Source organism: Nonomuraea sediminis (assembly GCF_018531495.1).
Classification (GTDB): domain Bacteria; phylum Actinomycetota; class Actinomycetes; order Streptosporangiales; family Streptosporangiaceae; genus Nonomuraea; species Nonomuraea sediminis.
Genome location: NZ_JAHDTI010000012.1, coordinates 60,579 through 81,335, shown reverse-complemented (window position 1 = coordinate 81,335; position 20,757 = coordinate 60,579). Strand labels below are relative to the sequence as shown.

17 protein-coding genes and 2 pseudogenes are annotated in these 20,757 nt (G+C 63.2%); 12 read left to right on the top strand and 7 right to left on the bottom strand.

What is annotated here, in order from left to right:
- Window positions 1-88: 88 nt before the first annotated feature.
- Together KIK09_RS40370 and KIK09_RS58375 are read left to right on the top strand one after the other, a co-directional pair.
- Window positions 89-253, top strand: coding sequence for a hypothetical protein (locus KIK09_RS40370; protein ID WP_214324779.1), 165 nt, complete (start codon window positions 89-91; stop codon window positions 251-253).
- A 238-nt stretch (window positions 254-491) separates the two neighbouring features.
- Window positions 492-932 carry an integrase core domain-containing protein gene (locus tag KIK09_RS58375; RefSeq protein ID WP_214324778.1) on the top strand — a complete coding sequence of 147 codons (441 nt, stop codon included), beginning with the start codon at window positions 492-494 and terminating at the stop codon, window positions 930-932.
- Between the two features lie 39 nt (window positions 933-971).
- On the opposite strand, the gene KIK09_RS40360 is transcribed toward KIK09_RS58375, so the two are convergent.
- From KIK09_RS40360 to KIK09_RS40335, 6 genes are all read right to left on the bottom strand, one after another.
- A complete protein-coding gene (locus tag KIK09_RS40360) occupies window positions 972-2,126 on the bottom strand; it encodes a CaiB/BaiF CoA transferase family protein (RefSeq protein WP_275956451.1) in 1,155 nt (384 codons plus the stop codon).
- A gap of 133 nt (window positions 2,127-2,259) precedes the next feature.
- Entirely contained in the window at window positions 2,260-3,273 is a 1,014-nt protein-coding gene (locus tag KIK09_RS40355) for a GNAT family N-acetyltransferase (RefSeq protein WP_214324776.1), read from the bottom strand.
- 482 nt (window positions 3,274-3,755) lie between these two features.
- Window positions 3,756-5,051: an NAD(P)/FAD-dependent oxidoreductase gene (locus tag KIK09_RS40350; RefSeq protein ID WP_214324775.1), complete on the bottom strand. Its 1,296-nt coding sequence runs from the start codon at window positions 5,049-5,051 to the stop codon at window positions 3,756-3,758.
- 438 nt (window positions 5,052-5,489) lie between these two features.
- Entirely contained in the window at window positions 5,490-5,747 is a 258-nt protein-coding gene (locus KIK09_RS40345; protein ID WP_250574572.1) for an IS30 family transposase, read from the bottom strand.
- A gap of 914 nt (window positions 5,748-6,661) precedes the next feature.
- Window positions 6,662-7,726 carry a ParB N-terminal domain-containing protein gene (locus KIK09_RS40340; RefSeq protein WP_214324773.1) on the bottom strand — a complete coding sequence of 355 codons (1,065 nt, stop codon included), beginning with the start codon at window positions 7,724-7,726 and terminating at the stop codon, window positions 6,662-6,664.
- Between the two features lie 554 nt (window positions 7,727-8,280).
- Window positions 8,281-9,138 carry a hypothetical protein gene (locus KIK09_RS40335; protein WP_214324772.1) on the bottom strand — a complete coding sequence of 286 codons (858 nt, stop codon included), beginning with the start codon at window positions 9,136-9,138 and terminating at the stop codon, window positions 8,281-8,283.
- A gap of 590 nt (window positions 9,139-9,728) precedes the next feature.
- Here KIK09_RS40335 and KIK09_RS40330 point away from each other — a divergent pair.
- The 6 genes and pseudogenes from KIK09_RS40330 (at window position 9,729) to KIK09_RS40310 (ending at window position 16,503) form a co-directional block, all read left to right on the top strand.
- Complete coding sequence (locus KIK09_RS40330) at window positions 9,729-11,345, top strand: condensation domain-containing protein (protein ID WP_214324771.1); 1,617 nt, start codon at window positions 9,729-9,731, stop codon at window positions 11,343-11,345.
- Between the two features lie 40 nt (window positions 11,346-11,385).
- Window positions 11,386-12,888, top strand: coding sequence for a class I adenylate-forming enzyme family protein (locus KIK09_RS40325; RefSeq protein ID WP_214324770.1), 1,503 nt, complete (start codon window positions 11,386-11,388; stop codon window positions 12,886-12,888).
- The gene (locus tag KIK09_RS40320) at window positions 12,885-14,138 is read left to right on the top strand and encodes a type III PLP-dependent enzyme domain-containing protein (RefSeq protein ID WP_214324769.1); all 1,254 of its coding nucleotides are present in this window, start codon (window positions 12,885-12,887) and stop codon (window positions 14,136-14,138) included. The genes KIK09_RS40325 and KIK09_RS40320 overlap by 4 nt, the downstream gene beginning before the upstream one ends.
- A 28-nt stretch (window positions 14,139-14,166) precedes the next feature.
- Window positions 14,167-14,415 (top strand): phosphopantetheine-binding protein, encoded by a 249-nt coding sequence (locus KIK09_RS40315; protein WP_214324768.1) that lies wholly within the window; start codon window positions 14,167-14,169, stop codon window positions 14,413-14,415.
- 403 nt (window positions 14,416-14,818) lie between these two features.
- Window positions 14,819-15,085 (top strand): annotated as a pseudogene (locus KIK09_RS60970) (transglutaminase domain-containing protein); the annotation flags it as partial.
- A 233-nt stretch (window positions 15,086-15,318) separates the two neighbouring features.
- A complete protein-coding gene (locus tag KIK09_RS40310; protein ID WP_214324767.1) occupies window positions 15,319-16,503 on the top strand; it encodes an acyl-CoA dehydrogenase family protein in 1,185 nt (394 codons plus the stop codon).
- Between the two features lie 187 nt (window positions 16,504-16,690).
- Here KIK09_RS40310 and KIK09_RS58370 read toward each other — a convergent pair.
- A pseudogene (locus KIK09_RS58370) lies at window positions 16,691-16,998 on the bottom strand (IS481 family transposase); the annotation flags it as partial.
- Window positions 16,999-17,547: 549 nt separating this feature from the next.
- Here KIK09_RS58370 and KIK09_RS40305 point away from each other — a divergent pair.
- The 4 genes from KIK09_RS40305 (at window position 17,548) to KIK09_RS40290 (ending at window position 20,753) form a co-directional block, all read left to right on the top strand.
- Window positions 17,548-18,189, top strand: coding sequence for an NPCBM/NEW2 domain-containing protein (locus KIK09_RS40305; protein WP_214324766.1), 642 nt, complete (start codon window positions 17,548-17,550; stop codon window positions 18,187-18,189).
- 155 nt (window positions 18,190-18,344) lie between these two features.
- Window positions 18,345-18,797 (top strand): winged helix-turn-helix domain-containing protein, encoded by a 453-nt coding sequence (locus KIK09_RS40300; RefSeq protein ID WP_443678886.1) that lies wholly within the window; start codon window positions 18,345-18,347, stop codon window positions 18,795-18,797.
- Window positions 18,707-19,327: a transposase gene (locus KIK09_RS40295; RefSeq protein WP_214324764.1), complete on the top strand. Its 621-nt coding sequence runs from the start codon at window positions 18,707-18,709 to the stop codon at window positions 19,325-19,327. The genes KIK09_RS40300 and KIK09_RS40295 overlap by 91 nt, the downstream gene beginning before the upstream one ends.
- A 202-nt stretch (window positions 19,328-19,529) precedes the next feature.
- Window positions 19,530-20,753 carry a hypothetical protein gene (locus tag KIK09_RS40290; protein ID WP_214324763.1) on the top strand — a complete coding sequence of 408 codons (1,224 nt, stop codon included), beginning with the start codon at window positions 19,530-19,532 and terminating at the stop codon, window positions 20,751-20,753.
- Window positions 20,754-20,757: the final 4 nt, after the last annotated feature.

The following is a 20,757-nucleotide window of genomic DNA, read 5'->3' as shown; positions in this document are numbered from 1 at the left end:
CCGACCAACGACGACGCACAAGCCAAAGCCACCGCCGACCGGATCTGTCCAGCCAACGGCTCTCTTCCGGGGGACGTTGGTGTGGTGCTTGTTCGACCTTGTGGCGGTGCCGATCTGCGCTGACCTGTCCAAAGAGGCTGAGCTGCTGGTGCTGCGTCACGAGAACCAGGTGCTCCGCTGTCAACTCGATCGCCAACCGCGGTGGGATCATGCCGACAGGCTCTGGCTCACGGGGTTGTCGCGGCTGGCCTAGCTGTTCTGTCCCGTGAGGTTGGTGACGCGGCTGGCGGGCGGAGGTGCTTCCCGTCACTCCAGGCGACGATCTTGCTCGCTGGCGTCACAAACCTAGTAGCGCGTAAGTGAACGTTCACCGATGCCTGGGACGCCCCCGCACCCGTGATTGTTTGGATGGCTCGGGAGACCCCGACCTGGGGGCATCGGCGGATCCAGGCGAGTCGGCCCGCCTGGGCTACAGGATCACGGCCTCCACCGTGTGGGAGATCCGTTCGGCCGATATCGATCCGGCGCCCCACCGGCAGCAGGCTCGCAACCTGGTCATGGACGTGGGTGACCGCATCGCCGGGATGCGGTTCTTGATCCACGATCAGGACCCGATCTTCACCTCCGCATTCAGCTTTAAAACCGAAGGGCTTCGGGGCATTGCGACCCTGCCGCAGACGCCGAGGATGAACGCCATCTGCGAGCGAGTCATCGGTACCCTGCGCCGCGAACTCCTGGACCGGCCCCTGATCCTCAGTGAAAGCCATCCGACCCTCGTGCTCCGCGAGTACCTGATCCACTACAACGGGCACCGGCCGCACCAGGCCCGGCAACAACGCCCCCCGGCTGCGATCCATCCGCCGAAAGCCCGTCGTCGCAGGCGTGATCAGCGAATACCATCACGCCGCTTAACCACAGCTCAGGCCGCGTAACCCAATATTCGAGCGGCACAGGATGGGATGAAACACGCGTTACGGGTGACCCGGCACGCCGCCGTGCTCGCCCAAGCGCGGCGGCGGCCCGTACTCAGGCGCGTAGCCCGCGACCCGGACCGGACTGGCGACCAGCCGGAAATCGCCGGCTGGCACGATCATCTCCGGGCTGACCGCCAGCGCTTCTGGCAAGCTCCGCACAGCCGCTGCTGCTACCCCCAGCGGGCTCAACCGCGCTTGCCACCCAGCGGCCGTGTCGGTGACAAGGGCCTCGGTAACGACAGCGAGTACCTCCTCACGCCGCGCGGCACGCTCGGCCATCGTCGGGAAACCCCTGATCCCCGCCTCCGCAGCGAACGACCGCCAGAAGCGATCATGCGTGATGAACAATGCTAGATAACCCTCCGCGGTTGGGAACAGTTGCCCCGGAACATAGTGAGGGTGCGCGCCAAACGGCAGGCGGCGTGGTGTCGTTCCCTCGTTTAGATGGGCTGAGGCCCGGTAGTTGAGCTGGGAGAACATGACGTCCCGCATCGACACCTCTACCTGACCGCCGTGCCCAGAGACAACCTTGGCGAGCAGGCCAAGCGCAGCGGTCAGCCCGGCGGAGTTGTCCGCCGTAGGGTATCCCGGCAGCATCGGTGGCCCGCCCGGATCACCGGTCAGCGCAGCGACGCCAGTGACCGCTTGGATCACGTAATCGAACGCCGGGTCATCGCCCGCGTCTAGCCCGTAGCCAGTAAGCGCGACGCAGACGATCTGCTCGTTCCAGCGCCGCAGAGCGTCGTAGGTCAGTCCGAGTCGGCGGATCGTCGAGGGTCTTAGATTGACCAGAAGGGCATGCGCCTCAGCAACGAGATTGCCGAGGCCCACTTGCCCTTCTTCGGTCGTCAAGTCGAGGCAAACGCTGCGCTTGCCGCGATTGAGGCTGGCGAAGTAGGCGTCGCTGACGGTCCGCGAAATATCCCCGCCCGGCGGCTCGACCTTGGTCACCTCGGCGCCTAGGTCGGCGAGCATCATCGTTGCGTACGGTCCGGCGAGCATGGTACCTACCTCGAGAATCCGGATGCCAGCCAGCGGGCCAGCGTTCACCGTAGCTTTGTGAGAAGCCTGGTGAGCATCTCCTGGGTCCACGGATTGGAGGCGACCACCATCTCGCAGCCTTCGTCGGGCTGCAGCAGCCGAATCACTCATTCGACCTCCTTGATCATCCGCCCACCTCAAGGGCCCGACTCTGAACGCTTCGTTCGTGCTAGTAATTCGTTTCTGAGTAGTCCCATCGGCGGCGCACACGTTGTCTGCTCCGTCGAGTTGATGAACGGTTCTATCAGAGCTCAAAGGTGTATGCGCTGGCCGTGCCGGTGATCTCCCAGCCAAGCATCTGGTTTATGTGCGTCATTGCTTTGTTTTCGACATTGTTCCAACAGTCGATGAGCTCGATGTGTGGCTCGCGCTCCAGCATCCACAGCGCCAGCTCTGCCTTGAGCCCCAGCGCTAGTCCGTGGCCGCGATGTGCCCTGCTGACGGCTGTATTACCCATCGGTGCGAGCGGCACTCTGCTGTTCACGAGGATGGCGACCTGCGTGAATGCAGCCATCTCACCGTTCGGCGCGAGAGCCGCGACCGTGTGACGGCGTTGGCCGTAGGCGATCCGCGCGTCCTCCAGCTGCCGTAGCTCCGCTGCAGTCATGGTCTTCTTCTCCTTCACGAGGTCGCCTGTCGGCTCGTCGTGCATCGCCCCGCGGGCGACGATGTGGGCTTGCACCAGGTCGTCGGGACAGTGATCAGTCCAGCGGACGCTCTTGTACTGCGCGTTGTCGCGGCCCGGTCCGTCGGGGCCAGTTGGTATGGCCAACGCGCGGTATCGTCCGACGTCGATTTTGCGCAGTTCCAGGACCGTCCGCTGATGCTGGTAGCTCAGTTTGCCGCCGCGCTTCTCAGCGAAGTCCACTCCTCCTGGCACAGACGGGAAGTCAGCGACCAGCCGGTCGCAACCCAGTTCGCGGGCCAATTGTTTGGCGGCTTCGAGCAGGGCTGTCCCGTAGCCTCGACGGCGCTGGTCCGGGGCCACCCGAAGGTCGAGCTCAGCTAGGGTGCGGTTGGCGAGGCGGTTGCGCGTTACGAGAGCGTACGCTGCCGCCGTGCCCGATTCGTCGAAGGCAGCAATTACCTTCCTGTCACTCGTGGTGCGCGGTTTGATATGAGTGTGGAGCATCTCGGCATCTGGAAGCGGGTGGAGGCGCTGGTTGTGAAGGGTTGTGACCTGGAAGACGGATAGAAGCGAGTCAGCGGTAGCTGAGTTGCTGCTATCGAGTTCGCGCAGAGTGCTGGCAGGAATCACAGAGGCCATCCAATCGGTAGGGCCACGACGTGCGGCATCCAGAACGGTCTAGCGCTCAGCGGGAATTGACACAGAAGTTTTCGGAAATCGTTTGGCAGCTACGGCGGCGACGTAGCAAGAACTCTTGATGAAACGCTGCTCCAGCTGTATGCAAAATCGAGGACCCGGGTACCTTGCCTCAACCCGGAGACCCCCAGATCGCGTTGACCGCTCTCTGATTACGCCCGTCTCCAGTACCGGAGATCCGTAAACGGAAACCGTTTCTTCCGTATAGATTCCGAATGCATCTAACCTCCCTGCACTCAGAAATTGTTGTTTTGGGTTTAGTCCGGGCAGCCTAAGGTGGAGAGCACAGCCTCGTCAGCTTGACATCCCGCCCTTGATTGGCCGGGGATTGGATATGCTCGGACACAGTCTCGTATGGCTCCGTTGGGTTAACAAGGTTGGGCAAGTACGGTGGAACTCGATGCCACTGAAAGCGCTCAACATAGTCCGAACGGAGGCTTGAGGAAGTCGGGCCGCCCTCCCGTGCTCCCGACAGCGTGCTCCGCGTGGATCGGAGCAAACACGGCTCGATCGATCGGACAGTCCCAGCGTTCCCCCAGCGCCGTTACGGCGGCGAGTCGCCCGATCTCATCCGAGCCACGTGCACCGTGACCGTTGCCGCCGATCGCGACGCTAATGGTGGAGTCGTCGTCGAGGTACCCGATGTACGGATATCGCGAGGGCGTCTTTTCGATGATGCAACCGGCCGCACGGACCGAAACCGGCTTCAGATCGGGCGCCATCAGCTCCATCATTGAGGTGAGCGATTTCGCCTGCCGTGTGGTGATCTGCTGGTCGGCGTACCACTCTGTCATCGCCTCTGCCGTGAACAACTCCTCCACGAACGGCTGCATCCCTGGCCCAATCCGCAGGTACCACCGACCATCCGGGTAGCGGATCGGCGGCAGAAGGTAGAGGGACAGGTTCGCGTCGCCAGTGTCCGCAGGGTCGACGGTGACTACGGTGGGAAGCGCGCGCAACCGGTCGAGTTGGTCATCGTCCACCTCGAACAGCAGGTTCGGCTCGGTGAACGCATGCATCGCCAGCTGGATTCCCCCAGGTAACACGTTGTTGTGGTTGGTGAACACGCCAGCGGCCACCAGCACCCGCTCTGTGCTAATACTGCTCCCTAGGTTGGTGTGGATCCGCCAGAGACCGGTAGCCGCGTCCTTCTCGATGCCAGTCACCGCATCGCGTCGAACCTCGGCTCCGGAGGCTGCAGCCAGGGCGATCTGGGCCGCGACGAGCTTGCGCGGGTTGATGTATCCGGCCTGCTTGCTTTCGAACAGGCCTTCCGTGCCACCGACCATCGGCAGGATGCCAAGTTCCGGAAAGCAACGGCGCATAGCGTCCTCGGACATGCGCTCCACGAAGATGTCGTCACGCCGACACTGGTCGAGCATGGCTTCAGTGCGATGCGCGATCGACCGGGCGACCACTATCAGCGACCCACACTCGTGGAAGAACTCCATGCCCGACTCGGCTTCGATGTCACGGAAGCGTTCCATGGACCGCGCATCGGTGGTACTCCACACCGCGTCCCAGCCTAGCCGCCGAGTGATCCTGGCCTCGTCGAAGTGGGCGCCGAACGCATATTGGGAAACCGTTTCGTCGCCGCCAGGCTCGGCCGGCCCGATCAGCAGAACCTTCGATCTGGCGCGGGCGAGGTACTTGGCTGCGGCGGAGCCGAACATGCCAGCCCCCACGACTACAACTTCAAAGTTCTCTGACATGGTCCTCCATATCTGGTCACTCTCGAGCGTTCGTGCATTACCGATATGTGCGGTATTGAAGCGAGCGACCGCGGAAAACCCTAGCAGGATGTGATCACTCTGTGAGGTGCCCTAGATCTTCCGGACAGCTCTCCAATTAGGGTTGGGGTGACCCGGGAGGAAGCAGTAGTTGGCACGGCGTAAGGGCCCTTACTCGCGGCCGTTCAAAGATGAGGCCGTCTGCATGGTGCTGGACGGGGTTCGTCCCGTATCGCATGCGGCCCGTTGAACATCCATAACACCACCCTCCACAACTGGGTGAAAGCCCGTAGGTGTGGCGCCGGCCGCTCTCGTGAAGTGCGGAGAAAAGAGCGAGCGGGAACTCAAATTGGAGCGGGAGAACCGCAAGCTCCGCGACGAAGTTGCGTTCCTGAAAAAAGCCGCGGTGCAGTTAACCGATCAGCGCAACAGTGCAGCGAGTCTATCGGCCGGGGTGTCGAACTCCAGGATCGTGCGGGGCGGGGTGTTCAGCTTGTGGGCGATCCGGTCGAGATCGTCTTGGCTGAGATCGGCCATGCTGGTGCCCTTGGGGAAGTACTGATGAAGCGGCCGGTTGGTGTTCTCATTCGTGCCCCGCTGCCAGGGGTTGCGTAGATCGGCGAAATACATCTGCAGCTCCGTCGCTGCGGCGAGCTCCTTGTGCCCGGCTAGCTCCATCCCGCGATCCCATGTCCTGCGGACCTGCTCGGGTAGCCGGGTCATCGTCGCGGCCCGGCCTGTGGTGACGGTCTATGTGCCGCGGCCGTCGAGCTGTACCAGGACGGTGAAGCGGATCGTGCGTTCCACCAGCGTCGCGATCTGGGTCAGGCCCCGGCCCAGCAGCAGATCGACCTCCCAATACCCAGGGATCGCGCGATCGTCAGCTTCCGGTGGGCGCTAACTGATCGGGATGGCGTCCTTGATCTGGGAACGCCACTGTCCGGTGACGGTGTTATGGATACTTCGGCGGGTGGGCCGACCTGAGCGCAGGTGCCTGATCTGCTCCTTGGCTAACACGCCGCGAGCCTGGATGAATCGCGACTTGCAGATCGTCTCGTGGCTCACCCGCATCGCCCATCCCGGCCGGTAGGTCTTGGCCAGGTACCCGGCGATCTGTCCTGGTGACCGGTCTTAGGCCAGATTCTCCGCGACCAGTTGCCGTAACGCCGGGTTTTGTGCGCCAGCAGGCATGGCTTGGAACGCCGGGCCCGATCCCAGGAGCGGTCTTCGGCGTCGATGGCTCGATAGCGGGCGCTGCCTTTGTTGCGGGCGATCTCCCGGCTGACCGTCGAGACAGGCCGATCCAGGCTGCGAGCGACTGCGCCAGGTCGCCCAGCCATGGCCCGGAGGTGTCCGATGAGCGCGCTGCAGCAGGTCCTCGCCGACTACCTGCGACTACGTCGTTAGCTCGGGCACGACCTCGCCGAAGCGGCCTGGCTGCTGCCAGGGTTCGTCACCTATCTCGACAGCCAGAACGCGCAGACCGTCACCATCCGGGCGGCGCTGGCCTGCGCGCAGCAAGCCGACGCCGACGCCCACCCCCGAGCGTGTGGCGTGCAACTGCCGCGTTTCCTCAGTTGCACGCCACGGGATCATGCGCTCTCTGAGCGTCTGGTGTTCGCAGAGCGCGAGGCCGTTTCCTCAAGATTTTGCGCCAGCTCAAGCCAACCTTGTGCATAGATTCGGGCCAGCACAGCGACCGCAGGCCTGCAATGGGGAGGGATAGCGTCCATGATCTTCGTGGTTCTCGCGAGCACGGGTCGCTGATGATGGAGTAGTTGCAGAAGCCCTCGTCCTGTATCCCGGTATCTCAGGGAGGGGTCATTCCGGAGAATCTCCAATATGGCCTCACAGTCGGCCGCAGTTGGCCCGAACGATGGATTGTCGGCGCTGGGAGTTGGAACGCTTGGCGTTGGAGCGCTGTTTCTCTCTCGGGTCTCTCGACGCCGCACGACTCGCACTGACGCGTCGCCGTTCGAAGGTCTCTGCTCTGCCTTCCCCTGCAACCCAGCCCGGACTCTGCGGACGGTGCCTGGCGAGATTCCGGCTTCCTTCGCAATCTCCCGCAGGGATGCCTCGGGCTTCTTCGCGAGCAGATCCTGCGCGATCGCCCGGCCGGCAGCACTGTTCACCGGCCTCGCCCGTCCGTCAAGACCGAGTCGGCGCCCAGGTGGCGCGACAGAACTCTGGCGGGCGCGCAATGCGCTGACCGTCTTGCCGGAGAGCCCTGCCGCCCGAGCAACGGCTCTATCCGACCAATCTGGATACAGTCTGATGATTTGAACAGCCGCATTTCTTCGATCCGACAATGACAGAGCTAATCCGTGTGCAATATTCGCGCTAATACTATAAAGAAACGCATTCGCGTCCCCGATGTCCATGAGCCGAGCCCTGATCTCGGTGCGTCCCCGCAACTCGGCCGCAAGTATGCGGTGCATACCGTCGATGACCCGCAGGGATTGCTTCTGCACCAGTATGGGGGGCAATTCCTCGTCACAATCGGCCAAAATCTGCACGTGCTCTTCGCTGATGCCAAATGCCCTAATGTAATTACCAGCCACGATATCAGCGATGGGAATATCCATCACCGGAATTTCCTCCACACCGCCTATCTCTCGATCACCGCGTACCGACACCAATTCACCCCCGAAGGTCATGCGTCCACGCTATAATCTCCGCTGCCAATGACGTGCCAACTTCCCACCACGTCCGACCCGGTAGCCCTCACAAACAAGGGCGACAAGGCACACCAAGTGGTCTGGAGGCGCCCAGCGTAGACCTCGTTACAAGATCTGTGACGATCGAATCCCAGTACAGTAATCGGATGAATGAAAGTTAGTTAAGGAAAGCGGAAGGACATGCACCTAGCGGCATCCTGGCCGCTGTGTTAGGTATTGGCGTGACGAATATGACCGAATTCACCACCGAGCTATACCTTCTCTTACGTAGCAGCCTCCCCAGAATCTTCGATCTCTTTTCGGACCTGCGGGTGCCGAATAATCATCCGGCCAGGTCAAGCCCGCATGTCGATACTCCTTGAGTACGCCACCAAGTCGATCATGTCGACGGATGTCGAGCAGCGTGATCCGGGCTGGGTGAGCGCTCGAATCGGGAAGCGGTCGCAGCGGAGCTGCCTGCCCAAGAGCCCGGTGCGACCCGTGCTCGTTGTAGAAGGTCTCGAACTCGCGCAGAAGGTGGCGCTGGTTCCAGATCAAGGTCCGGTCCTCCAGCGCTCCAAGATAGACATCCGCGGTATCCAAACACCGGTCTTGACCACCCGCATCCCGGCATCGAGCAGGAAAGCATCGAAGGCGGCGGTGAACTTCGCGTCCCGACCCCGTATCAGGAACTTCGTGGTGCTGCCGGCGTACTGCAGGTCCATGACACGGTTGCGGACGAGCTGAGTGACCCACTGCCCAGTGGGGTGCGGGGTGACGCCGAGGATACGCACGCGGCGGGTGGCGTGCTCGACGACCGCCAGAACGTTCCGGCGCGCCTCTGCCAGCGTGCGGACCTCGAAGAAGTCACACGCCACCAGCGCACCTGCTTGGCTGCGCAGGAAAGCGGCCCAGGTGGTCACCGTCCGCCCAGGCGACGGCTCGATGCCGTGGTCTTTGAGGATCACCCAGACGGCGGAGGAGGCGATCTTGATGCCGAGCCCGGCCAGTTCACCCTGGATGCGCCGGTAGCCCCACAAGGAGTTCTCCCGTGCTAGCCGCAGTACCAAGATCCGGATGGACCGAACGGTGCGCGGGCGTCCACGCCGCCGCAATGCACTGGCCGCGGCGTGACGACGCCGCAGGAAATCACGGTGCCAGCGCAGGACGATGTCCGAGTGCACCAGCGACGTGAAGTGCCGCAACTTGTCCATCGACAGACGGCCGAGCAGCCCTGCCAGGAGAAACCGGTCCTCCGGCGTGAGCGTCGGCTTTGCCACCTGCCGCTGTAACACCGTCAAACGGTGCCGGAGCACCAGAATTTCCATGTCCTTCTCGTGATCGCTCCTGGGCAGCAGTCGCAGGAACGATAGGGTGGCAGTCACGGTGAGGTAGGCGAAGCGCAGCAGCACGACCGATTATCATCCCGTTTTTGGTACAGCTCTCGCGACTTCCGGACTGGAGCACGTGGTCGCCTGTCACTCCTGCGACCTGCACGAATGAATTTTCGGCACCCGCAGGACTCGATGTGCAGCAGCAGCACGATCGATCCCATCGAGTCCAGTCCGGCGTTCCGCAGGTCCTCGGTGGGATCGATGGCGCCGGGCGGAAGGGAGGGGACAGCCTGGCGTAGCAGGTCTTCGTATCGGGTGCCCCACGTGTCAGTCATGGATCTCCAGCTCCACCGCGAACGCGCGCCATGATTTTGAACGTTCATACGGAACGAGGCGTAAATCGCCCCGTGGATCATGATGTCGAGGGCACGTTACGACTTCATGACATCCTTTGACAAGACCTCATCGAGCCGAACAGTTGAACAGATGCAAGCTCGCAGCCAGGGAATCTGTGAGCAGGAGATCGGGGCTTGTCATCAGCAAGGCGGGCGAACTACTGTCTGCCGGGCTCGGCTTAGCACCTCTGGGGATTTGAACGATAAATACTTAGATTGGAGTGTGGCCTGTTCGTGTCGTCCAACCACCAGCCCATCGCCAGGAGAGGCCCCATGACACTGGGCCAGCTGGCCCAGTGGGTGGAACACCACGACCTGCTAGAACGCTCACCTCAGTCCGCCTGGATGCGGAACTTCGTCTTCCGCTGGAAGCTCCCCAGCGCATGCCCGCTCACGACCGTCAAGCAGTCGGTCCTGTTCCTCCTCGCTCGACACGAGGGCCTGCGAACCACCTTCGAGTTCGACCCTGTGGAAGGGCCGGTCCAGGTCGTCCACGAACCCTCCAAGGATTCCGTCACCGTCGTCGCCGCCGATACCTGTCTGGACATCCACGGAAGCGTCGAATCGATGGCCAGGAGCCTGCGGAACAGGTCTTTCCACCTCCAGAAGGCTCCCCTCGTGGAGTTTTTCCTCATCGTCAGGGACGACTCCGTCGACGAGATCATCGTCGTCTTCCACCACATCGTGGCCGACCTCTTCAGCGCCCGCATCCTGCGCAGGGAACTCCTGAGAGTGCTGCGAGACGGCCCTGACGTCGCAGGTCCTGCTCTCCGTCCGGTGAAGAGACAACCGATCGAGGTCGCAGCCGCACAGCTGGCCAGTGATCAGTCCGCCGCCCTGGCGCGATGGCGCAAGGTCATCTCGGGTCTGCCGCCCACCCAGATGCCATCGATCGAGGATTCCAAAGCCACCGACGGCTACGTGCTGACCTTCAGACCAGCCACCCTTGGACAGGCCCTCCAGTCGTCGTCGGGGCGATACGCGACCATCCCCCCATATCTTCTTCTCGGCCTGTTCGCCCTGGTCGTGTCCACCTACACCGGAGTCGGCGATTTCGCGGTGGGTGTGATCTCCGCCAACAGGTTCACCTACCCCGAGGGCATCCACTGCTGCGCTCTGCGGGTCCCCATGCTCATCCCGGTGTCTCAGGCGAACAGTTTCGACGAGCTGATGCGCATCGTCAATGACGCCACCCGCTCGGCTTTCAGGAATGCCGACCATGACGTCCGGGTCGTTCGCGACATCATGCTGTCGAGACAAGCGGACAGCGGCTTCAATCCGCGGATCAGGATGGAGTACAACTACCTGGCCGTCGAGGGGGAGCCCGCACGGGGGCCGGACCAGGACGTGACGACACTGCACCGCGAACCGACGAGCGACGTCGACCCGGGGCTGTTGTATTTCGCGGCGACCTACGACAAGAGCGCTCGATCGGTATCGATCAGGATCGAGGCCGCCGAGTCCTTTCTCCCTGCTCCGGCGGCGGAGATGTTGTTGCGGACCATCGAGTCGCTGGCCGCACTTCTGCCGCTGGAGAGCGGGAGCGCCGACACCTCGGCCTGGGAGCGCGCGTTGCGCACACTCGCTGACATGGGCGGATCGACCGTGCCGCTGACGCCCTATCGGGGAGGGCTGGTCGACCTGGCGCGAGCCTGCCGAGCGGTCGCCGCGAGGCTGCCCAAGGAAGCCGAGGTCGAGGTGGTCATCGAGGCGAACGACGAGTCTGGCGAGTTGCTGACGGCCTACGTCCGCGCTGATGTCGAACGCGCCACCATCGCGGCCGTCCATGGCGAACTGCTCACCGCCGCATTCGCCGATCCCGCGCTGGTCGTGCCGGTCAGGTTCGTGGTCGACGCTCAGGATGAGCGGATGATTCTCGATTTCCCCTGAGATCCGTCGCGCACCCGTCCTGCGATGCAAAGGAAGCTTCATGCCGGATACCCCGTTGAGGGCCCTCCACCACCTCCTTGAAGGCGCGGCGGCTCGCTCCCCCGATGCGACAGCTGTTCAGGATCGAGCCGTCACCTGGTCGTATGCTGAGCTGCTGAGCCTCAGCCGGCGCTTCGCCCAGTGGCTGCGACTCAAAGGCGTCCGCCCTGGCGACCGGATCATGACGAAGGCGGAGAACTCCGCCCAGCTGGCGGTCATGGTCTTCGGCACCTCCATGGCCGGGGCCACCTTTATTCCGGTCAACCATCAGATGAAGCCCTTCCAGTTCGAGAGCATCGTCGCTGACGCCGAACCTTCGATGATCCTTGTCTCCGGCTCCCAGCGTTTCGTCACGGACCTCCCGACCTACGAGATCCAAGCGATCTGGGCAGAGGTGACGGGAGGTCAGGAGTACGGATTCTGCCTTCCGGCGGAACCCGGCGCTCCCGCTCTGCTGATCTACACCTCAGGGAGCACGTCCACTCCCAAAGGCGTGGTCTGTCCGCACTCCAGTGTCCTATTCGCGGTCGCGGCCATCGCGGAACGGCTGGCGTACACCAGCCGCGATCGGATCTTTCTCCGGCTGCCCATGTCCTTCGACTACGGGCTCTACCAACTGTTGTTGTCCGTACGAGCCTCAGCATGCGTGCAGATCGGCGACGTGGACAGCAGCATCACCCTGCTGTCGGAGCTACGGGCGTGCGGCGCGACGGTCGTGCCGGTTGTGCCGGCCTTCGCCCAGCTGCTCATCCAACTGGCCCATCGCGCGCCGGAGAAGGTCTCCTCGGTCAGGCTCTTCACCAACACGGGCGCGCAGCTGTCTCCCGCTTCGGCAGAAAGCCTGCGCACCAACTTTCCCGGATCGTCGGTCGTCTTCATGTTCGGTATCACGGAGTGCAAGCGGATTTCGATCAGTCTGGCCAACGAATACCTGGTCAGGGAAGGATCTTTGGGACTCCCGCTGTCTGGGACCGACGTCTGGATCGAAGGCCCTGCAGGCACCTCGCTACCTCCCGGCGAGATTGGCCAGATCGTGGTGCGGGGGCCGCATGTGATGGGGGGCTACTGGCGAGCTCCGGCGCTGACGGCCGAGCGGTTCTCCTTCTCGACGGGAGGCGCCGTTCTCCATACGGGTGACTACGGCTGGCTGGACGAGATGGGCAACCTGTATTTCCAGGGACGCCATGACGACATCTTCAAACGGCGGGGGACTCGCGTGAGCCTCACCGAGGTTGAAGCGGCGGCCGAAGCCGTCCCCGGTGTGCGCGAAGCGATCGCGGTGCACGACCCTCTCCTTTCCGATGAGGATCTCTCCTTGGTGGTGACCGGCCAGGTTTCGCCCGATCAGGTTCTGGAGGAGCTGGCAACGCGACTGGACAAGGCGCGGATCCCCGACCGATGTTTCGTCGTTCCCACGATTCGCCTGTCGCCCAACGGGAAAGCCGACCGACCCCTGATCGTCAACGAGGTGCGGATGCTCAGTGGACGGATGGCTCAGGCATGATCGATCCAGCCGAACTGGTCAGTTCATACGGAAGCCCGCTTTACGTCTATCAACTGGACGCCCTGACGAACGCCGCCGCGCAACTCAGGAGTGCTCTGCCCGACCCCGCGACGCTCTTCTACTCTCTCAAGGCCAATCCACATCCCGAGGTGGTGGCTGAGCTGGCGAGCACCGGTTGCCGAGCCGAGGTGAGTTCGACAGGTGAGCTCATGATCGCGCTGCAGGCCGGTTGCCCGGCGCAGGAGTGTCTCTACACTGGCCCGGGAAAGACCACCGGCGAACTGCGGACGGCGATGTCGCTGGGGGTCACGCTCTTTTCCGCCGAGTCGTTGCGCGACCTGTCCCGGATCAGCGATACGGCCGAGGCGCTGGGAACAATCGTGCGATGCCTGTTGAGGATCAATGGTGGTGGCGGGGCCGGGCAGGGCGCCATCCGCATGACCAATCGGTCATCGCAGTTCGGCTTCGACCTGGACGACGTGCATCTGTGGGCGGGGCAGGCCATGAAGACTCCCCATGTAGCGGTGGTCGGGCTGCACTTCTTCCCGATGAGCAACGCGCGCAGCGAGCGAGACCTGGTGAGCTCCTTCCTCGAGAGCATCGCCACCGCCGCCCGTCTACGCGACGTACACGGGGTTCCTGTACGAGTCCTGGACCTGGGGGGAGGGTTCGCCGCGCCATACGCGAAGCCCGGCCCTCTCCCGGAATATCCCACCCTCAGGTCGGAACTGACCGCTGCCCTCGACCACCACTTTCCCGAGTACGCCGAGGGAACCATGGAGCTGGCCTTCGAATCGGGGCGTCACCTGAGCGGGCGGGCTGGCACGCTGCACGCCAGCGTGACTGAGGTGAAGCAGAGCAAGGGAAGCAGCTACGGGGTGCTGGACACCGGCATCAATCACTTGGGCGGAATGTCCGGGCTTCGGCGGCTGATGCCCATCGAAGCGAGACCCGAGACGGCCGACGACCGACCCAAAGAGCGGCTGACACTGGTAGGGCCTCTGTGCGCCCCCAGCGACGTTCTCGGGGCCGACCTCGAGATCGCAACGCCCAACGCAGGGGACATCCTGCGGATTCCCAACGTGGGCGCCTACGGGCTGACCGCAAGCCTCCTCGCCTTCCTGGGCCGTGAATGCCCGGCCGAGCTGGCTATACGCGGCGACCAGGTGATCTCGGCGTCGCGTTTGCTCGTTGTCCGCGAGCCGCTCAGCGCACGGTCCATTTCCGACGCGCAGCACAGGTCTGCGTGAAACCTCACCCACAGGAAGGCCCCAGACGATGACCGCGAACCGCCTCGACGAGCAGTATCGCCTGCTCCTGCTCCGGCACCTTCCAGGTGTTACGGCAGAGCAACTGCTCATGGACGCCCGGCTACCTGACCTCGGGCTGGACTCACTCTCAACGATCCAGGTTCTCCTGGAGATCGAAGACGAATTCATGATCTCCATCCCCGACGAGTTGATGACCCTGGACACCTTCAGCACGGTCGGTTCACTGTATTCCGTCATCAGAGAGCTTGCCGACTGACATGACCACTGAACTGCGGCAGCTGGTGGATTCGCTTTGCGCATACCGAACCGGCACCGGCGATTCACGGTTTCTCAGCAGACGCACAGAAACGTCTTGACCTCCCAGCGCACGTCCTCGAACGCCTCGTGGAAGCCAGCCTCCCGCACACGACCCGCTTCGACAACAACGGCCTGGAGAACGCCTCTCTGTATCTGGGTGCCAGGTCTCCCCGGCGCGCGGGGATGATCTGCTGGGTCCGGAGCCTCCGACGGGCGCTGGGAAAGGGGGTCGCCTACGAGGTGCACACCAGCATGACCTGTTCCGACCCAGAACATCGGGGTCCTTGCTCCTACGAGGTTCATCCAGAGTTGAGGTCGTACATACGTCGCCAAGCGACGGGGACGCGGTTGGAAGGCTGCTCATGCAGACCTCCCACCAACCGACTCTCCTATCCGAGCCCGTCGTCGCACTCTTCGGCGAACTGTCTGACATCGCCCTCTACCTCCTCCCTACAGACCTTAAAGAAGACACTGATTTTCTCCGCACCCACCGCATCGGCAAATGCGGGCTGATGGCTCGGGAGCTCATGCGGATCGCACGACAGAACGGGTTGGCGGCGCGCACCTCCTATGGGGTGATCCTGTCCGTCCCCATCTCCATCACGCACACCTGGGCGGAGATCAGGATTGGCGGCACCCGGCTCCCTGTCGACCTCCTGCCCAGGACACTCACGCGTGGAAGATCACCGATGACCAGGTGTGGCCGGAGCGTCTTCCACCTCGTGGCATCTTTCACCGCCTGGCGGAGGAGTCCACCCCCTGGTGAGACACGGCGACCGCCTCTGCCGCGTCTCGTTTTCCTATGGGAGTCGTGGCCTGACCTTCGCGGGGCCCGTTCCAGTCATCGCATGAAAGGAAAACAATGGTCAGCAACAACTCCGGCTCCCGAGATGCGGTCACGGCGGCGCAAGCCGCGCTCCCGACCCTCAGAAGCACCGCGGCCGAGGTCGACGCCGACGCCCGGTTCCCGGAAGAGAGTCTTGCCGCCCTCCGCGCCTCAGGTCTGATGGGGCTCCTGGTACCCCGGCGGTACGGAGGCCTCGGCGGAACCCTCGATCATCTCGTGGAGGTAGCGCAGATCCTGGCCAGCGGCTGCCTCTCCACCGCGATGATCTTTGTCATGCACTGCCAGCAGGTAGATGCCCTCGTCCGCTTCGCACAGGAAGAACTACGCGAACAGGTTCTACCTCGCATCGCCAAGGGCGAGATATACCTCGCATCGATCACATCGGAGCGGGAGAAGGGCGGGCACCTGCTCACCGGCGCCGCGCCTCTGCAATCCATAGCCGACGGATTCCTGGTCAAGCGTGACGCGCCCGTGGTCACTGGCGGCGCCCACGCCGACGGCTATCTGGTGACAATGCGATCGCGGCCTGAATCCCCACCCAGTCAGGTCACACTGGTGCTCGTTGATAGTCAGCAGGCCGAAATCGAATTCTCCGGCGAGTGGAATTCGCTCGGCATGAGGGGAACTCACAGCATCGGGCTGACAATGCGAGCAATCATCCCGGCCAACCAGGTCATCGGGGAAGACGGTGAATTTCGCCATGTGGCAGTGGAGAGCTTCATGCCGCTCGCGCATATCGGATGGGCGGCCTGCTGGCTCGGCACGGCGACCGAGGCTCTACGGCAGCTGATCGCACTGTTGCGATCGGCGAAGCGCCCGAAGAGCCTGGATATCGGCTCCGATCTTCTGCACGAGCGGATAGCCAGGATCAGACAGCACCTTGAGCTGATCAGCGCCTACCTTCGACTCGTCACCGACGAGGTAGTGGACCACAGGAGCCAGAACAAAGGCCTGGACAATACCCAAATCCAGATCCACCTCAACGTTCTCAAAATAGCGGCAGCTGAACTGGCCTACGAGGTGAGCGACCGCTGCGTGCAGGTCGCAGGATTCGGCGCCGGCTATCTTCGTAATACAACACCACCGTTTGAACGACACCTACGAGATCTACGGTCGGCCGCGCTTAACTACTCAAACGACAGACTGCTGAAAGCGACGGGCCTACTGGCTCTGCGCGACGCATCCGTCGGATTGATATGAGGCCAGCTCTCGGTGTGAGCTGGCCGCGTTCTGCCTGACTCGGTGGCAGGCCATCGGGTGGTGTGGTCTCGCTAGGCTTCCTGACACGCCGGGGCCACCGTGGTGCAGTTCAGCGTGTCCGACAACATGCTGAGCGGCCTGCTGGCGGGCCGGAACGCGACGCGGGACGCCGAGCGCGGCGAAGAAGGGCAGTTCGGGCTAGGAAACCGGCGCAGGTGGCGCCTTTCTCGTCGGTCAGGATTTCGGCGTAGGCCAGGCGGGAGTGATCGTGGATGGAGGTGCGCAGGTAGTCATAGCCGTTGCCCGCGCCGCGGGCGACTTGGTCGCGGTGCCATGGGCACGCCAGCCGCCACCGTCGGGGATGCGGCCGAGCTTCTTCACATCCAGATGAATCATGCCGCCGGGCGCAGGGTGCTTGTAACGGCGAGCGCTGTGCCGGCTGGCCCGGATGGGCGCGCCGATCAGCCGATCGCAGTCGGCCAGCGCCCAGACGCCCGGCGTCGTTGGAAAGAGCAACACGCAAGCGAGAGATACGCCGATGAGCAACTGCGACGAGCACAACAGCCCAGACGTGTACGCGGTCGGGCCCGTTCTGCGGCAGCTGCGTGAACAGGCATGGTTGTCGCTGTGCGAGCCGGCCAAGCTCACCTAATGTGCGACCACCCGCATCGCCCGCGTCGTAAAGGAGAAATGGCCCGCCCGCTACTGGGCAGGTGCCTAACATCCAACGATGGCGAACCAGTCATCCTCGACATGCAGACCACGGATGGAAGGACGGTGAAGGTGACGATCCCGCGCCGCCAATTCGCGCAGCAACTCGCCAGCTGCACCCTGTCCGCCGGGCTCCTGTCGCCAGCGATCCCGACCAGGCGCAGAAGGTCGCACGAGCTATCGACCGGCAAGCCCAGGTGGACAGCAAGGTTCGAGTACCTACCGTAAAGCATACCTATGCACAGTTGACCAAGTAGGTAGCCAGATATGACGAAACCGCTAGAAGAGTAGCTGCAAACTGTATATATCCCAAGCCGAGAGGCAGGGGTCCCGATGGCAACAGACAGCGCTCATCGCTTGGTGAAGATTGGTCTGTGGCTCACCGCACTCGGAGTACTGATCGGATTTCTGGCCTGGCAGCTGCCGAAGGCGCCGCCTCCTGTCGAATCACCTCCTGTGCCCTCCTCTGACCAACAGGGCGGAAGCCCGAGCGGCGAGACCGAGACTCCTTCCACCGCAGAGCCAGACCAATCACCCTCGGCACAGGTATCAGCCGCACCGACAACCGAGTACCTAGCTGACATGCAGCCCGTGACCTACGACTTCATGGAAACGGGCGCTGCTGACGTCAACGGGGCTACCTTCCCACAAAGCGTGATCATGCCCTCGCACGGCTGGCTCACTGTGAATAAGGTCTCTTATAATACCGAACGGAAAATGAAGTGGTTTCGTGCCACCATCGGCGTCCGCGATGATTCGCCACCTAAAAGCCCGATCATCTTTGAAGTGACCGCAGATGGCCGCAAGGTTTACTCAAAATCACTGCGTCTCGGTTCTTCAAGGAAGGTTGACCTGAACGTAAAAGGCGTCCTAAGGCTAGATCTGGTTCTCCGGTTTCCCGAGGCGGAGACGGATTTCCAAACCTCCTATCACGGCGTGTGGGGTGATGCTCAGTTCGTGCGCTACAGAGATTGAAAGGTTGAGGTGACCCGGCGTGGTTGCGTGCCTTTCGCTTGGCCGGGAACTATCCCGGTGGGATGCGGTATCCGGATGGTGGTGGTCTGACCCTGGCCGCCAGAGCCAAGCGCGAACAGGTGCGCATGCAAGCCGGGGAGTTATTCGCTGCAGGCGTGGAACCGCCCCAGGTAGCCAGACGGCTGAGAGTCTCGCGGAAGTCCGCCTACGCCTGGCATCGCGCCTGGGAGAGCGGCGGAGTGGAGGCGTTGCGGTCCAAGGGCCCGAGCGGGTCGTCTTGCCGGTTGGATGACCAGCAGGTGGCGCGTCTGGAAGAGGCGTTGGACGCCGGCCCGGCCGCGCACGGCTGGATCGAGGACCAGCGCTGGACACTGGCGCGCGTGACAGCGCTGATCGAGGAGTTGTTCGCCGTGTCTTACACCCTGCGCGGCACCTCCTACCTGCTGCATCGGCTGGGTTGGAGTCCGCAGGTCCCCCAACGCCGGGCTGCCGAACGCGATGAGGACGCGGTGACCACGTGGATCAAGGAGACCTGGCCGACCGCGGAAAGACCGCCCGGGACCAGGACGCGTGGATCTGCTTCGAAGACGAAGCAGGCCAGTCGCTGAGGCCACCCAAGGCCCGCACCTGGTCCCGCCGGGGATCAACCCCGGTCATCACCGTCACCGGCAAGGGGTCTGGCCGCGTCTCGCTGGCCGGGCTGATCTGCCTCAAGCCCAGCCAGCGCACTCGCCTGATCTATCGCATGCGGCTGCATCGTGGTCGCCGCGGCGAGCCCAAAGGCTTCCGAGAAGCCGACTACGCCCGCCTGTTAGATGCCGCCCACCAGCAACTCGGCGGACCAATCGTTCTGGTCTGGGACAACCTGAACACCCACCGCGACGCGCTGATGCGCCGCCTGATCGACTCCCGCCCCTGGCTGACAGTCTTCTACCTGCCCTCCTACGCCCCCGAACTCAACCCCACCGAAGGCGTCTGGTCCCACCTCAAACGCAGCCTGGGCAACCTGACCGCGACCACCCTGGACCAACTCGCTGCGCTGACCCGCACCCGGCTCAAGCGGATGCAGTACCGCCCGGGCCTGCTGGACGCCTTCGTCACTCACACCGGCTTGATCGTCAACCAGGAGCTTGGATGAAACCCTGACCTTTCAATCTCTGTAGCGCCCTTTCCCGATGAAATCGGATAAAATGGATCAATTGTATCCATGTGATGGAATTCCACTGCAGAGATGGCGGCGGCGTTTACAGTTGAGTGACCTTCATCTCAGGCGAGGCGCGATGCAGACGGTTCCGAACCCGCCACCGGTTCCCCGCGGCGTGAACGACTGGCCTGCCCTGTTGGACAAGCTCGAAGAGCTTTACGAATGGGCGGAGGAGCCCACCTACCCAAGGCTTCGCCAGGCAGTGCCAAGTCTGAAGCGCCCAGAGGCGCTCTTCGGTGGGGGCCGCGTCTTCAAGCCCAGCCATGACCTGGTCATCAATGGCGTCCGTGCCTGCCTGCTCGTCTCGGGCCGGCTCTCGGAGGACTTCGTCGAGCAGCAGGTCACTTTGTGGGACGAAGCGCGGCAGCGTGCTGCGCGCCGCAACAAGGGCGACATCCGGGTAGAAGCCGCCACCGGCATCGTGGTTCCCGTGATTCTTGGCGCATTGATCAATTTCGCCACCGAGTATCAGACCAGCATCCTTCTGTGGACTGTCGTCATAATCGCCACCGTTGCCGCTATTCTGGTCATTCACAAATTTCGAACCGGCCGTTTCTTCCGTTCTCGACCCGGAATGGCATGGGCGGGTCTGACGGCGGGAACGGCGATCGTCTTGATAGGCGGCGCCGTGGCGGATGCCCTGCTGGCCCCGCCCGCGGCGCCGACCGCTGGCGGTGACATGGGGCCTCAGGTGCGCGCATGGGTGATCGGCGCGAGTCGCGAGACAGCGCTGCAGGGCTGGGATTGGGTCTTCCCCAACAAGAAGGCCTTTACTGCCGCGGAGCAGAGGGAGATCATCGAACGCACATCCGACATTCCGGCCATGAGCAGTTGGATGCAGGAGCACGGTGGCGTCGATCCGCTTCTCCAGCGGGTGAGCGTCATGGTCGTGGGGAACGCCAGGGCCGGCGCTGTGATCACGGGCATGTCGCTACGCACGAGGTGCGGCCCGCCGCTCACTGGAACCATCGTGCGTCACCCGCCCGGGGGTGGTCCGGTCGACAATCCCCGGCTGGTCTTCGACCTCGATGTTCTCAATCCGCGAGCTCAGGGCTATGTGGCTGCCGGACGCCGCGGCGAAGACTACTTCACCGGCAAATCGATCAATCTGGCGTACGGGGAGCAGGTCGTCGTCTCGATGGAGGCGCGCTCCCGCCGGCGATCCTGCACGTACGACATCGTGATCGAGTCGAACTCGGCTCGGGGCGAGCAGTCGCAGGTGGTGGAGACGAAGGGGGCGAGGCTCGCGGTCACTGCCTATGCGGACGGCGCCGTCTCCTCCAGCGCGGTCAAGGATCTCGGCGCCTACAGCGCGGTGTACGAACTCGATGATGCCGGGGCCCTGACGCTCACGAGATAGGGAA